Source organism: Agromyces selenitireducens, assembly GCF_052748465.2.
In genome coordinates, this window is record NZ_CM188259.1 from 1889955 (window position 1) to 1903704 (window position 13750).

Annotated in this window: 9 protein-coding genes; all 9 read left to right on the forward strand. The window is 65.4% G+C overall.

The window, feature by feature from the left end; translation table 11 throughout:
- Positions 1 to 4 precede the first annotated feature (4 nt).
- Positions 5 to 481 carry an ImmA/IrrE family metallo-endopeptidase gene (locus tag ACULK4_RS08855; RefSeq protein ID WP_445966584.1) on the forward strand — a complete coding sequence of 159 codons (477 nt, stop codon included), beginning with the start codon at positions 5 to 7 and terminating at the stop codon, positions 479 to 481.
- A complete protein-coding gene (locus tag ACULK4_RS08860) occupies positions 478 to 1503 on the forward strand; it encodes a hypothetical protein (protein WP_445966583.1) in 1026 nt (341 codons plus the stop codon). Before ACULK4_RS08855 ends, ACULK4_RS08860 begins: the two co-directional genes overlap by 4 nt.
- The gene (locus ACULK4_RS08865; protein WP_501043372.1) at positions 1500 to 2648 is read left to right on the forward strand and encodes an alpha/beta fold hydrolase; all 1149 of its coding nucleotides are present in this window, start codon (positions 1500 to 1502) and stop codon (positions 2646 to 2648) included. The genes ACULK4_RS08860 and ACULK4_RS08865 overlap by 4 nt, the downstream gene beginning before the upstream one ends.
- Before the next feature lie 81 nt (positions 2649 to 2729).
- Positions 2730 to 3359: a hypothetical protein gene (locus ACULK4_RS08870; RefSeq protein WP_445966581.1), complete on the forward strand. Its 630-nt coding sequence runs from the start codon at positions 2730 to 2732 to the stop codon at positions 3357 to 3359.
- 530 nt (positions 3360 to 3889) lie between these two features.
- A complete protein-coding gene (gene mobF / locus ACULK4_RS08875) occupies positions 3890 to 7360 on the forward strand; it encodes a MobF family relaxase (protein WP_445966765.1) in 3471 nt (1156 codons plus the stop codon).
- A 112-nt stretch (positions 7361 to 7472) separates the two neighbouring features.
- A complete protein-coding gene (locus tag ACULK4_RS08880; RefSeq protein WP_445966580.1) occupies positions 7473 to 7883 on the forward strand; it encodes a sulfate permease in 411 nt (136 codons plus the stop codon).
- Between the two features lie 96 nt (positions 7884 to 7979).
- Positions 7980 to 8246, forward strand: a complete 267-nt coding sequence (locus ACULK4_RS08885) for a hypothetical protein (protein WP_445966579.1) — start codon at positions 7980 to 7982, stop codon at positions 8244 to 8246.
- Positions 8247 to 8255: 9 nt separating this feature from the next.
- Complete coding sequence (locus ACULK4_RS08890) at positions 8256 to 9551, forward strand: hypothetical protein (protein WP_445966578.1); 1296 nt, start codon at positions 8256 to 8258, stop codon at positions 9549 to 9551.
- Between the two features lie 750 nt (positions 9552 to 10301).
- Positions 10302 to 12854 (forward strand): hypothetical protein, encoded by a 2553-nt coding sequence (locus tag ACULK4_RS08895; RefSeq protein WP_445966577.1) that lies wholly within the window; start codon positions 10302 to 10304, stop codon positions 12852 to 12854.
- The last annotated feature ends 896 nt before the right edge of the window (positions 12855 to 13750 follow it).

Consider the following 13750-nt stretch of genomic DNA (forward strand, 5'->3'; position numbering starts at 1 on the left):
GGGGGTGGCCGAGACAGTGAACAGCGAAGTGAACGTATCGACGGCGTTCCATGAACTCGCGCTTGGTGAAACCTTCACGTTCGACGAACTCGTGGGCGCGGTGCAGTTGCGACGTCGGCGAGGAATCCGCATCGTCGAGCTGGCCGAACTCAGTGACCACGACGGACTCTGCGCCATCTGGCTGATGACGGACACCGAGGACATCGTGCTACACGCGCGCAGCGACTCGAGGCTCCACAGGCAGCAGTTCGTGTTGCACGAGCTGGCCCACATGATCCTCGATCACGGGATCGACGACGATCGTGAGATGCCGGACTTCCTACTGCCGGACATCCCACCTGAGACTCGACGTCGCTTGCTTCGGCGGCAGAACCTCGACACGGCGGAGGAGATCATCGCGGAGTCGCTCGCCGACCAGCTCGCCGCAGCGATCCGCGGATCGGCGATGCACGAGTCACGATTCCTGGAGATCTTCGGGTGATTCCCGTCCTGGTCGCCACGCTGATGTGGATTCTCCTGGCCTGCCTGGTCATCATGCGCCGTGGCCGCGAGGAACGCACGATCACCTACGCCACGCTCACCATCGCGATCTCGATGACCCTAAACATCGACCCACTGTACGAAGCGCTCGATGCGGCGTTCGGCGGGTGGAATCTCGTGACGCTCCTCGCCGATCTGGCGTTGACGATCGGCGTGTTCTTCCTCGGCCGTGGGGTGATGAAGGCGTCCGATCGACAGCCGCGCATCGTCAGGGTCGCTCTCGGCCGCACCGTGCTCGCCGCTGCGCTTGTGTGCTCGATCGTCGCGTTCGTATTCATCGACCAGGGCGGGACGACGACGACGTTCATGCTCGACCTCGGCGACCAGCCGGCCGCCGCGACGTACTCGATGATCCACTTCGCGTACTACGCCGTCGTGCTCGCCGCGATGGCGGTGCTGGCAGCGCAGCGCATCCGAGAGTCGCAGGGCAGCCAGCGATTCCCGCCGACATGCCTGCTGATCGGCAGCCTCCTTGGCATAACCCTGAGCGCGGTCGTCATCACGATGGACGTAGTGCACGTCGTCGGTAACCTCGATCTCATGGCCACCGTCTCGGCTGCCTATGGCCCGCTCTACCTGGGCACCTTCGCGTTCCTCTGCGCGGGGTTCGCTTCGCAGCCGGTGCTGCGAAGTCTGGAGACGCGATCTCGAGCTCGCACGACCCGAGTGCTCACCGACGAGCTCGAGCCGATCTGGCGTCGAGCGATCGGGGTGCGCCCAGGCATCAGCCAGCGAGCGGATGCCGCGTTCCAATCGTCCGAACCGGAGACCGTGTTGCATCGCGAGATCGTCGAGATCCGCGACGCGCTGATCGATAACCGCGTGTCGTTCGAGCTCACCGCTGGGGAGAGCGAGCTCATCGATCGTGCCGAACATCACCTGGTTGGCGGCGATGTGTCCGATGCGACCTCTCAGCCTGCTGACGCCCAGTCGGCTGGAGACTCGCGAAGGGCAGCGCGATGAGGGCGGGCTGGTCGGTCGCAGCGATCGGGGTCGCTGCGGCGGTGTCCCTCGGTGGGCTGGGACTCCTCATCGCGCGACGTATGACCGCGCCGGCGCCACCGCGGCGTTTTGACCTGGTCATCCGCGAGGTGACCCAGACTGGCGGCGCGCGAGCAGTCGTCCTGGACCGGACGCGGCAGACGATCGAGCACGGCCGATACAGCCTGCTTCTGGAGCGCGGTGGGCTGGTGCGGCTGCGAAGCACTGTGCACGACATGGGGTCGGGCCTCGTCGGGCGAGAGGTGGTCGATGGCGGCGGGGCGACCGACCTTGTGGCGGGGGACCGCGCGTCGTGGAGCGGGATCTACTACTCGGCACCTTCCGACGCGGGCCTCGACGCCGTCGATGTCGACATCCCGACCGGCGCCGGGCCGGCCCCTGCCTGGCTCATCGAACCAGCCGGCGCGGCGTCGTCGACGTGGGCGATCCACATCCACGGGTTGGGAAGCCCCAGAGCCGGAACGCTCAGGGGAGTTCAGGTCGCGTCCGAACTCGGGCTGACGTCGCTGGTCGTCACGTATCGGAACGACCGCGAGGGGCCTTCGGTCGGGACGAGGCGATCGACGCTCGGGGCGACGGAGGTCGATGACGTCCGGTCGGCGCTCGCCTTCGCTCGCGCCAACGGCGCGCGCCGATTCGTCATCTTCGGCTGGTCGATGGGAGGCGCGATCGCATTGCAGCTCGCCGCCGACCCCGCGTTGCAGCCAGAGCTCGCCGGACTCGTGCTCGAGTCGCCCGTACTCGACTGGGTATCGACGATCAAGGCGAATTGCCTGCGCTCAGGACTCCCCGCCTGGGCAGGGCCGCTCGCCATTCCTTGGCTCGACGTGCCGATGCTTGCTCGGCTGGCCGGCATGCCGAGTGCTGTGGGCGTCGACCGCTTCGACTGGATCGCGCGTGCCGAGGAGATCTGCACCCCAACGCTGGTGCTTCATGGCACCGTGGACACTTCGTCGCCGTTCGAGGTCGCCGTACGCCTCGAGCGACGTCGCCCCGAACTGGTCACCCTCGAATCATTCAAGGCCGACCACACGATGACCTGGAACTCCGATCCGGAACGCTGGCGTCAGACCGTCCTCAGCTGGCTGGTTGCCCGCGTCGGTTGAGACTGGCGCCTCCGCGGTCAATCACCTCCATCACCTGAACGGGGTTTCCCCGCGATCGGCGCTCGGCGATACGCTCGCCCCATGAGCGGTAAGGCCCTAGCGCGACTCGCCACAGTGGTAATCATCATTGGGACCATCTTCCTGTTGGCGCTTCTCGGCGCGGGATGGGGTGCGCTCACCAGCTCTTCAGGTTGGGGAGCGTTCGGCATCTTGCTTCTCCCGACCCTGGGCTGCTTCGGCATCGGACAGGCGTTGGCTTCGGCCGCGAAACGGAAGGGTGTGAATCCGACGACTTGGGAGTCCTACCCTCGAGGTGACGCGCCGGCGAAAGTTGATCCCACGCGGCGCCACTTCATCATGTCGGCGCTCCGCCAGACGCTCGTCGAGGACCCGGCCGGCACCGAAATCGCCGGCTCCAACCTCGCCGCTGCCGATGAAATGCTAAGGAGCTACCACCAAGCGCCCGAAGCGAACTGGGGAGTCATCTGGCAGGAAGCCGCGCGAAGTCGAAAGCTTCCGATGTATGGAGAGGCACCCTACTGGTCCAACACGGGACCTGGAGGGCGCCCGGTACCTCTCACCTACCTCGCATTTTGGGACTCCTCGGATCGGTTGCGGGCTGTGCGCGACGGCGGCACAGCACCGTCGATAGTCGGGTTGGCCATGGACGATCCCGACCTCGCGGTTAGGTCGGCGGCGCGGACGCGATAGGTGCCAGGCTGAAGTCCGAGAAGCGAGGCTCGGGACGCCAGGCGCCAGCGAGGGGGAGACTTCGGCTGGGTACGAGCTCAGAGAGCGGCACGCCATGGATCGCGCGGGATGGCGTCGATCAATCAAGAGCCGCGCTTCCCGCGCGTGATGCGCGAATTGCTGCTCAGCGACGCGAAAGGTAGCTAGGAGCCTGGCCGACCCGACCGGTCACCGCAAGCGGCGCGGCGGCCGGTCGGCTTCGACGAGGTCGAATTCCGCGGCAGGAACGTGATTGAGCGCGGCTTCAACGAAACCAAGCAGTGGCGCAGCCTTTGGTCAGCCGGTACGACAAGCTCGCCATCACTTAACCGCGGCGGAGCCGTCCTGAGACCTATCACGCTCTGGACCGTCCGATTAGGAGAAAGGCCTGGTCGGGATCGCCGCTTTTCGCATTACGACCATGCCGTAGGGCTACCAACCTGCCACCACCAATGCCGCCACGCCTCTTGCAGATCGAGGCGCACCTTCTCGACGGCGGGGAGGTGACGGCGATGACGGTATCGATGCGGGTGATGAGCGCCGGCGACGGCTTTCGGTACTTGCTCCGCACTGTCGCTGCCGGCGATGGCGACCGTTCGCTCTCGACGCCGCTGACCCGCTACTACAGCGCGGAGGGCACGCCGCCGGGGCGCTGGATGGGAAGCGGCCTCCATGCCTTGGGCTCGACCATCGTGGAGGGGAGCGAGGTCTCCGAAGAGCAGCTCCAGCGCCTGATCGGCCTAGGGCGCGATCCGGTTACCGGTGAACCACTCGGGCGGGCGTACCCCGTCTACGAGAAGGGGTCGGATCTCGCGACTGCCCGCCGCCGCGCTGTCGCCGGCTACGACTTCACGTTCTCGATTCCGAAGTCCGCGAGCGTCCTCTGGGGCGTTGCGGATGCAACGACGCAGGCGCTGATCGTGCAAGCCCACCATGCGGCAGTTGCGGAGTCGCTTGCGTTCATCGAGCGCGAGGTTGCAGCGACGCGCACCGGGGTTGCCGTCCGCGACGGCGCCGTTGCGCAAGTCGACGTGTCGGGGCTGATCGCAACCGCGTTCGATCACTTCGACAGCCGCGCCGGCGATCCACACCTGCACACGCACGTCGTGATCAGCAACAAGGTGATGGCCGTGCTCGACGGGAAATGGCGTTCGCTCGACGGACGACCGCTGCATGCAGCGGTCGTTGCGATCTCCGAGCTACATGAGACGCTCTTCGCGGACGCACTGACGCGGTCGATCGGCGCGCAATGGGAGCAGCGTCCACGTGGACGAGACCGCAGTCCGGCCTGGGCGATCACGAAGGTTCCGGAGGCCCTGGTCGCCGAATTCTCGACGCGTTCGCAGCACATCGATGCTGAGACGGACCGTTTGATCGAGGCGCACATGCAGGCGCAGGGGCGTCGGCCCGGTCGCGTGACCATCATGAAGCTCCGCGCGCATGCCACGCTGTCTACCCGGCCCACGAAGGAAGTGCATTCACTCGCGGAGCTCACGGCGGGCTGGCGCGAGCGCGCTGCGCGAGTGCTTGGCACGGGTGCCATGAACTGGGATCACGCAACGGTCGCCAACCTTCCGGAGGCCATGCTTCGAGCTGACGACATCCCGCTTTCGCAAGTCGGCGCCCTCGGGAGTGCCGTGATGACTGCCGTGAGCGAGAAGCGCTCCACCTGGCGGCATTGGAACCTCGTCGCCGAAGCAGCCCGTCAGACAATGAGCCTCCGGTTCGCGTCGGCGTCAGATCGCGAGGCGGTGATCGGTCTCGTCGTCGATGCTGCCGAGCGGGCGTCGCTTCGCCTGACGCCGCCGGAGCTCGCGCCGAGTCCGGCATCGTTCCGGCGATCGGACGGCTCGTCGGTCTTCCGTCAGAAGCAATCGGTCGTGTTCAGCTCGGCAGAGGTGATGGCGGCCGAGTCGAGTCTGCTGGCGCGCTCGGCCGACGACTCCGCGCCGCGCGTCGCGCTGAAGACACTCCATGTGACGCTCAACGGCGGCAGTGGCAGGGGAGCAGTCGGCGACGGGCAGTTCGAGGCGCTCGCGAAGATCGTCGCCTCGGGGCGCCTCGTGGACGTGCTCGTCGGTCCGGCTGGCGCGGGCAAGACCAGCGCGATGAGTGCGCTTCGCCGTATGTGGGAGAAAGAGCACGGCGCCGGCTCGGTCGTGGGGCTCGCGCCATCCGCCGCGGCCGCTCACGTCCTTGCTGAGGATCTGGGCATCCCGACCGAGAACCTCGCGAAGTGGTGGCACGACCACCTGCGCAAGGGGACGACATTCCGGGTCGGCCAGCTCGTCATCGTCGACGAGGCATCCCTCGCGGGCACGTTGCACTTGGCACGAGTGACGGCGCTCGCTGAAGTTGGGAGAGCGAAGGTCCTGCTCGTAGGCGATCCTGCGCAGCTTCAATCCGTCGAGGCCGGTGGCGCGTTCTCGTTGCTCGTCCACGACCGGACGGATGCTCCGGAGCTCGTTGAGGTGCATCGGTTCGTCAACGAGTGGGAGAGGACAGCGTCGCTGGCTCTGCGCCGAGGCGACCCCGAGGCGATCGATGAGTACATTGCGCACGCCCGAGTAATCGAGGGCAGTACCGAGGCGATGGCGAATGCTGCGTACCTCGCATGGCGCGCCGATACCCGCGCCGGCAAGGCGAGTGTGCTGATCAGCGAATCGAACGAAGCGGTGTCGGCCCTCAACGTCCGGGCACGGGTCGAACTCATCCTGGAGGGTCGAGTCGACGCGCTCCGCGAGGCGGAGCTGCACGATGGCACCGCGGCATCCGTCGGCGACATCGTCATCACCCGGCGGAACGATCGCCGGCTTCGCGCCGGACGACGCTGGGTGCGCAACGGCGACCGATGGACCGTTGCGACAGTGCGCAGGGATGGCGGGCTCGAGGTTCGCCGGCCCGAACGCTCATGGCGGGGCACCGTCGTGCTGCCGGCGGCGTACGTCCGTCGTCACGTCGAACTCGGGTATGCGGTGACCGCTCACCGCGCCCAGGGCATCACCACCGACACATCCCACGTTGTGGTCGCGTCGGGCACGACTCGGGAGAACCTCTACGTGGCGATGACACGTGGACGCGAGTCGAATGCCGCGTACGTCGCGATCGACCGACCGGATGTCTCGCACATCGGGCCGCGGCCCGGCGACGCGGAGAAGCCGACGGCGCGGAGGGTTCTCTACGGCGTGCTGCAGCATGTCGGAGCCGAGTTGTCCGCGCACGAGACGCTCGCGGGGGAGCAGGATGCCTGGGCTTCGATCGCTCAGCTCGCCGCGGAGTACGAGACCATCGCTGCAGCGGCCCAGCGGGGTCGATGGACGGAGCTCGTGCGCGGTTGCGGACTTCCTCCAGGCCAAGCCGAGGCCGTGATCGAATCCGATTCCTTCGGGCCGCTGACTGCCGAGCTCCGGAGAGCGGAAGCCGAGCACTTCGACATTGAGCAACTGCTCTCAACAATCGTCCGCGCTCGCGGGTTCGACGATGCGCAGGATGTCGCGGCGGTGCTGCGTGCCCGAGTCGCGGCGGCAACAGCCCGTGGTGTCCGCGGTCGCGCCGCGCCTTCTCGCAGGGCTCCGCGGCTCATAGCGGGACTTATCCCGCCGGTTCTCGGTGAGATCGATCCCGAGTCTCGCCGGGCGCTCGAGGAGCGGCGCGCTCTGATCGAGGCACGCGCGGACGCGATTCTCGATCAGTCGCTGCACGGAAAGGCGTCGTGGACTCGCGCACTCGGGGTGCCCCCGCGCGGAGCCTCAGAAGTCTGGCGCCGTCACGCCCTGACCGTTGCCGCCTACCGCGATCGCTACGGCGTCACGGGTATGCACGCCTTGGGGCCCGAACCGCAAAACGAAGTGCAGCGGGCGGATGCGGCCAGGGCACGGCGTGCGCTCGGCATCGCGCGGCGGCTGTCGGAACAGGCGCGCGGCCTCGAACGGCAGAGGCCGAGTGTCCCGACGGCTCTTCCGTCTGTCGGACCTCAGTTCTAAACTGCGGCCGAAGGCGACCTCATTTCGTCCCATCGCTCGTCGCGATGGTTTGACCTCCGACCTACGGCGGTCCCTCCAAGTTCTCGTCGCCGAACATATGGAGGGCTGCAGCATGTTCGGACTCATCTGGGCGAGCGTCGCCCGCACCCACTTCGTGCTGCGTCGGTTCATGCCTACCAACATCCTGCTCGACGCCATCCACACGCGCCGTGGACTGAAGTGGGGCGTGCCTGCGATGCTGCTCGCAGTTCCGTACGGCCTCGGAGCGCTGCTGTGCCTCGGACTCGCTAAGGGCGAGGCGCCGGGCTGGCTGTACCTCGTCGGAGTTCTCTTCGCATGGAACGCGCTGAAGTTCATCGTCGCCGGCCCCGTAACGCTGATCCGGCTCGCGCGGGTTCGGGTGCACGAGGCTCGAGTCCGTCGTGAGGCGGTGAGTACGCGCGAGGAGCACGACGGCTTCGGTCGGGGCGTCGCCGCGCCCGACCCCCGGCCTGAGCGCGAGTCGGCAGATCTCGCCAGATAGACCTTCATCCCGGCATTAGCGGCACGGCACTGTCGGTGTACCTGTTGTTCGCGTAAGTCTTGTGGCACGACGTATGCGCGAGCAGGAGGAACAGCCATGTCGGTCCCGCAGGAGCAATTCGACGATCTCCTCAGCCGAACTGCGCTCGCGGCGCTGTTCTACTACCCGGAGATCGGGGTCGACGATGTCGAGTACGACCTTCAGAGGGACATCGAGTACTGCCTCGAACCGATCGACGGGCTCACGGTCGAGGACGTCGAGCGCCTTCGCAGCGTGATCGGGCGCGTGATCACGAATCCGTCGGCGCATCGCTCCGAACTGCTCGCCCTCGTTATCGAGCTCGCGGGGCCTCCAGCCGGGTAGGAGATGCTTGTGCCCGGCACCTTCCGCGACGACGAAGCCAAGCGCGCCGCCGAGAAGCGCGAGCGGAATCGACGTTGGCGAGAAGCCAACGCGGATTACGTGCGCGAACAGAGTCGCGCGTGGAAGGAAGCGCACCCGGAGCGCGTGCGGGAAATGAATCGTCGGTGGCGCGAGGAGCATCTTGATCGAGCTCGCCAGCAGAACCGGGATTCGGCGCGACGCACGGCCGTACGCAAGCGGCGCGAAGCCGAGGTACGTCGGAAAGCGCGGGAGCGAGCGAAGCGCTGGCGGGAGGAGCACCCCGACCGGGTGCGCTCGTACCAGCGGCGATGGGCCGAAGACAATCGCGACAAGGTCCGGGAGTACTACAACCGCTACTACGCGACGCATCGCGACGAGGTGAGCGAGCGCGCCGCTGCGCGACGTGACACTGATCCCGACCGCACCAGGCGCGCCACAAGAGAGTGGGCAGAGCGGAACAAGGATCGTCGCGCGGAACTCCAGCGCAGCCGGCGGAGCAACCCCGAGATCTATCAGGCCGAGCTCGAGGCGAACGCCGCGGCACGGCGTCTCAAGCGGCGGCTCGCTCGTGCGGGGCTACCGCCGAGGCAACTGCACCGAACCACCGCCGCAGAGCGTCGTGCGAATGAGAGGGAGGCCGCGGCATATTTCGGAGATCCAACCCTCAACGAACACCTGCGGCAGTTCACGGTGTTCGCTGAGACGTTGACGGAGCACATGCTCGAGCACGGTGCCAGCATGCGGGAGTTTGCGGAAGCCTACGCGTCGAGACGTGCGCGGATAGGGCTCCCGCCGGTCGACGTCGAACGCGTAGTCTACGCACGCGCCGTTGAGGTCGTGAGCAACCGCGTTCGCCGGGTCGACCTTCTCACCAGGCGGGATGTCGCGGCCGCCGTGCGCAGCACGAAGGCGGCGGTTCGGCAAGAGGAGCGCCGACGACAGTACAACCGACTCGCGCGTGCGGTCGTCGACCACGTCAAGGTCAACCGAGCTCGGCTTATCAACGACGCCGAGCTGGAGAACAGGGCGCGGCTCCATTACGGCAAGAAGCCCATGTCCCGCGAATCCCTTGTTGTGCAGCTCGCGCTCCAGGAGGTCCTTCCGCTGGTTCCGACCAGCCGGCTGACGGAACGCGACACCAACGCAGTCGCCCGAGCCGCGGTGGTCACGATTGATGCCGAGTGGCATCTGCGCGCCGTGGCCACGCAGGTGGCTCTGACGCCTCGTGAACCGCGCGCAGCTTCGACCCCACGTTCGAGCCCTCCATCGTTGGCAACACGCTAGCGAGGTGCGGGCACCTACGTTCGATTCCGGCCGGTTTCGAGAGTCGAGCGCGTCGGTTGGCGTTGCCCGCTCGCGCCGAATTGTTGGGCCCGGACATCGTTCCCCGCACGAATCTCGGGGCGCTTCAGACTGGCTTTCAAGAGGATGCCGTTCCGACGGTGGCCAACAACCGCCAGAATTGCCCTCGCCCCCTAATCTCGGGAGAGGGGAGTCTCGAGTTGGGAGCTGGCCGCCGTGAATATTCAGTGGACTACTTACCTGCGATGGGCGGTGTGTGTCTTAGCAGGATTGGCGACCCTGTTACTCGCATACAGTGAGCTTGGCCTGACAGCTATCCAGAGCCTTGAGCTGAGCCTTGAGGAGACGAGTGTCCAGGGTATTGCGGGTATCGTTGCGGCGGTCATCATCGGTGTCTTGTTGCTTCCAGCAGCGCGACGAACCGTGGAGAGCGGAGTGCCGAGGGCGAGCTGGCTCCGACGGCAATGGGATGCCGGCGATTGCACGACGTCGCCGTGGTCAGGCCTTGACCTGACGAATCTCGATCGTCGCACCCTTGTGGTGACCAGCCCTCGCCAAGCGCAGCGTGCCCAACGATCTCTGATCCGCGCCGGTGGCGCGCTCAGCATGCCCGTCTTAAGCGTGCGCGTTGATGCCCACTCTCCATTCGAGGCCGCTGTGGCCGCCGCGCGACGCGACTATACGCGTCTCGTTCGTGCCGGAAGGAAGCCGTTGTGGGAAATCGATCGACTTGTGGTCTATCTCGTCGACCTTTCCTCAGTAGAGCCAACAGCTCCGCAGCTCAGCGAGATCACGGAGGTCATCCAGAGGTGGAATGAACTCCGACCTGCGCGCGTGGCAGTCGTGTTCATCAACGAGGCTACGGCCGCCAACGACTTTGCCGTGGACGAGTTCGCTGGATTCCAATCTGTTCGGTTGCAGTCCGATTCTGATGAACGTGCCCCGTTGCCAGATCAGGTTCAGGCAGACTTGCTGACAGAAAAGACCGCACAGGTGCGAGGGCCGCTGCTGTTGGCATCACTATTTGCGACGGCAGCTTTGCTCCTATCGAGTCCGACCCTAGACAGCTGGTGGCCGGGCGTGAGTTTCTCGGCGGCATCATTCGGAATGGTGCTCGCCGCTTGCTGGACGATATGGCCCCCTGAGGTGATCGCGTCCCGACTCGGAACATCGGTCGCAGTCGCCATCGGCGTTGCAGTACTGATGTGCTCGGGGCTTCTTGCATCGGCGGCTGGCTCCTTTCCAAATGGGGTGTCTCTCTGGCTCGCACTCGGTTCCACGGCCACGGTAGCCGCATTCATCGTGTCGGCGCTGCAACGCGGAACAAAGAACCGCGAGTTCCCGAACCTCAGCGCGGTGGGCTGGATTGGCGTCTTGCTGGCGACGTGGTTTACCGTGGCGGCCGATCCAGCGCTGATTGCACTCGGACTCATCGGATCGCTCGTCGCGATCAGATCGGGCTCTGCGAATGCCAGACTCGTCGTGCTATCTGTGCTTGCCGCGCTGGTTGCCATCCATGTCGGCTTGGCACTCTTTGCGCTTGGCCCCGACGCGACAGATAGCGGTGATCTTGCGTACGACGGGTTCTGGCCAGTTCTCGTTGGCGCCATCGCTATCGAAGCAGTCATCGTCCTAATGATTAGAGGCGGAGGAGCTACTCAACAGATAGCCGACGGGTCGAGCAAGCCAGCTTTCATTGGTTTCGGGGCGTGGTGGATCGTTCTGTGGATGGCCGCGCCGTTGCCATGGTCAAATGGCGTTGCCTCCACCGGCGCACTCGCGCGCATCGACGGCTTGGAGTACTTCATTGTCATCGGATCGAGCCTTCTGAGCGTCCTCCTTGGTATCGGTGGGCTCCTTCTCTGCTCACTTCTTGGCGCTTCACGCTGGGTAGTCCGTTTGGCGCTCGCGCTCCCGATTCTCGCCGGCATCGTCGCAGCATCGCCGGTGAGCTTCTCGTGGGCCGGCTGGCCGGCCTGGGTACCCACTGGCTTGTGCGTGCTCGTCGTCCTTGCCATAGCTCCCAGGCGCACGGAGTACGAGACCTGGTCGCAGGCGTTTGGAGCCCGAAACATCCTTCATGCGCTTGCCCTTGTGGCAGCTGCTTCACTTTCGCTCGGGCTACTCGTCTCAGTCTTCGGCCGCGTTGCGCATGACCTCTTGCGGTCGGCGTTCGCTGATGTACCTTTGCGAGACGCTCCCGACCTGATAACGCAGGTTTGGTTCTACGGGAGCGATGTGCTAACCGTCTTGGAAGCCTTTCGAACCCCGAGTGGACTCACTGCTTCCCTCGTCCTCGTTGGAGGTCTGGGCCTTGCCTGGATAACGCCTCGACTCATCGGCTGGAGCAGGTTCAGCGCGCTGAGCACCAGCTGGATCGAGAAGGGCGCTGAGGTTCGAAGCCGAGTCGATCTCCGTGGTGTGGATGTGCTCGCGGCACTTGCTGTCGGCCTCCTCTTGGCCGCGGGTTCGGCACCCCTCTACGACAGCACCCCCCTCTACCCGCTTCTGGGATCCGCGGATTACAACTTGGCGAACTTGCTCTCCGCCGTAATATGCGTTCTGGTGCTGATTTGGGCATGGCGCTGGCGGCACGGATCTGCCGACTGGTTAGCGCTACTGCTAATTCTCAACGCATATATCCTCGGCTCTCCAGGTACTGGCACTGAAGCGGGAATAGTGATCGGAATCTTGGCCGGCGCACTCCTTATCGGTGGGCCCAGCACCATCCTCGACTCACGGCGATCCACCCCACTCGTGAACGTGGTCGTTTGTGCCGTCGCCGTCGCGCTCTGCGCCCTCGCGATCTGGATCGTTGCCGGAAGCCGGACATCCGTGGACTTCGGTGGCGTGCCGATACTGAATACGATCGTTCTCGCCGCGTTGTTCGTGCCAGCGATCATCGTGAGGCCGGGACCTTACTCCGCGTTGTCAATCCGCGTCTCGCAGTTCAAACGAGCTGGGCGTCGACTCGCGGCGGTCGCCACGGTCTGGGTCGTGCTGGGCCTGGCGCTGTCGCAGCTGTATGTCGCCTCGTTGATTCAAACGGGTTGGGTCTCCGAGGAAGAACTCTGGCCAGTGTTCCTACAGTTCAGCACCGTCGCCATCTTGGTTGTGCTCGGCGCCTACGGATGGCTCCATCTCGGTGTGCTCGTCCTTGGCGCAGGGGCACGCAAATGGAGATGGTCACGCCACCTACGCCGGGAGGTTGCGCGGGCCTTCAACGACGCAGACGCCTCTGCCTCAGCCGTCATGGCGGACCATACGGCTCGCCCGCCGAGATGAGTCCCTCAGTCGAAGAACAACTGTCGGCGAGATGTACATGGGTGCTTCGCAGAACCGCTCTCCGAACACGCCGGGGGACTCAGCGCTCTTGAGGTAGAGGCTTTGGAGTACTGGACAGAAAGGGCCGAAACGACGGCAAAGAACTGGGAGCTGCTACCGGTGTGATCGGCTCAACGTCATTGCCGCCCACCGAGTCCCCGCACTCAGCGCTGCCCGGCGGGATCACCCCGCAGCAGGCGTGGGACGCGACCCCGAAGGCCAAAGCTCCCAGTCCGGAACCGCCGGCGGCCCACGCCGGTCCCGTTTGAACCGATGGCGGCAACGAGCGCATGCGCGTCGTCAAGGTCGCCGGCAACGGCACGGCGTACGCCCGCGGCATCTTGCTTCCAGACCAGCTGCGACTACGTCGGCCAACGCGTGTACGTCGTCTAGGAGACCGTCGGAGTCATGTTTTTCGACCATTGCACCCTCATCGCCGAGTACCCGTTGGCCCGCACCCGGCACCCGCTACGTCGGCAGCAGCGAGCCCGCGGCCGACTGCCCAAGACCCTCCCAGCGTCACCGATGTCCTGAGACATCAACTGTTACCGAAGTCCTGAGGCAGAACTGTCACCGATGTCTTGAGACATCACACCCGGGCCGACGACTTGAGCCGCGCACATTTTTCCAGCACTTTTGACTCGAGACGGCTCGAGGACGGTCGAGATCAACGGGTAGCATCGGGACTCGACAGTTGTGATCGCGGCAAGAATCCACTGATCACGTCTAGATTCTTCGAGTGATTCTGGCTCAGGCCGAAAACGGCGACTGCAGACCGGGTAGATCCTTCGGTCACGGGTTCAAGTCCCGTCCGCCCTACAAGTCCCTTGTGTTACTTCGCCTGATTGGTGCCGTTC

Coding starts and splice junctions, on each gene's coding strand:
- ACULK4_RS08885 (WP_445966579.1), top strand. CDS start 7,980: ATGTCGGTCCCGCAGGAGCAATTCGACGATCTCCTCAGCCGAACTGCG.
- mobF (WP_445966765.1), top strand. CDS start 3,890: ATGACGGTATCGATGCGGGTGATGAGCGCCGGCGACGGCTTTCGGTAC.
- ACULK4_RS08865 (WP_501043372.1), top strand. CDS start 1,500: ATGAGGGCGGGCTGGTCGGTCGCAGCGATCGGGGTCGCTGCGGCGGTG.
- ACULK4_RS08880 (WP_445966580.1), top strand. CDS start 7,473: ATGTTCGGACTCATCTGGGCGAGCGTCGCCCGCACCCACTTCGTGCTG.
- ACULK4_RS08870 (WP_445966581.1), top strand. CDS start 2,730: ATGAGCGGTAAGGCCCTAGCGCGACTCGCCACAGTGGTAATCATCATT.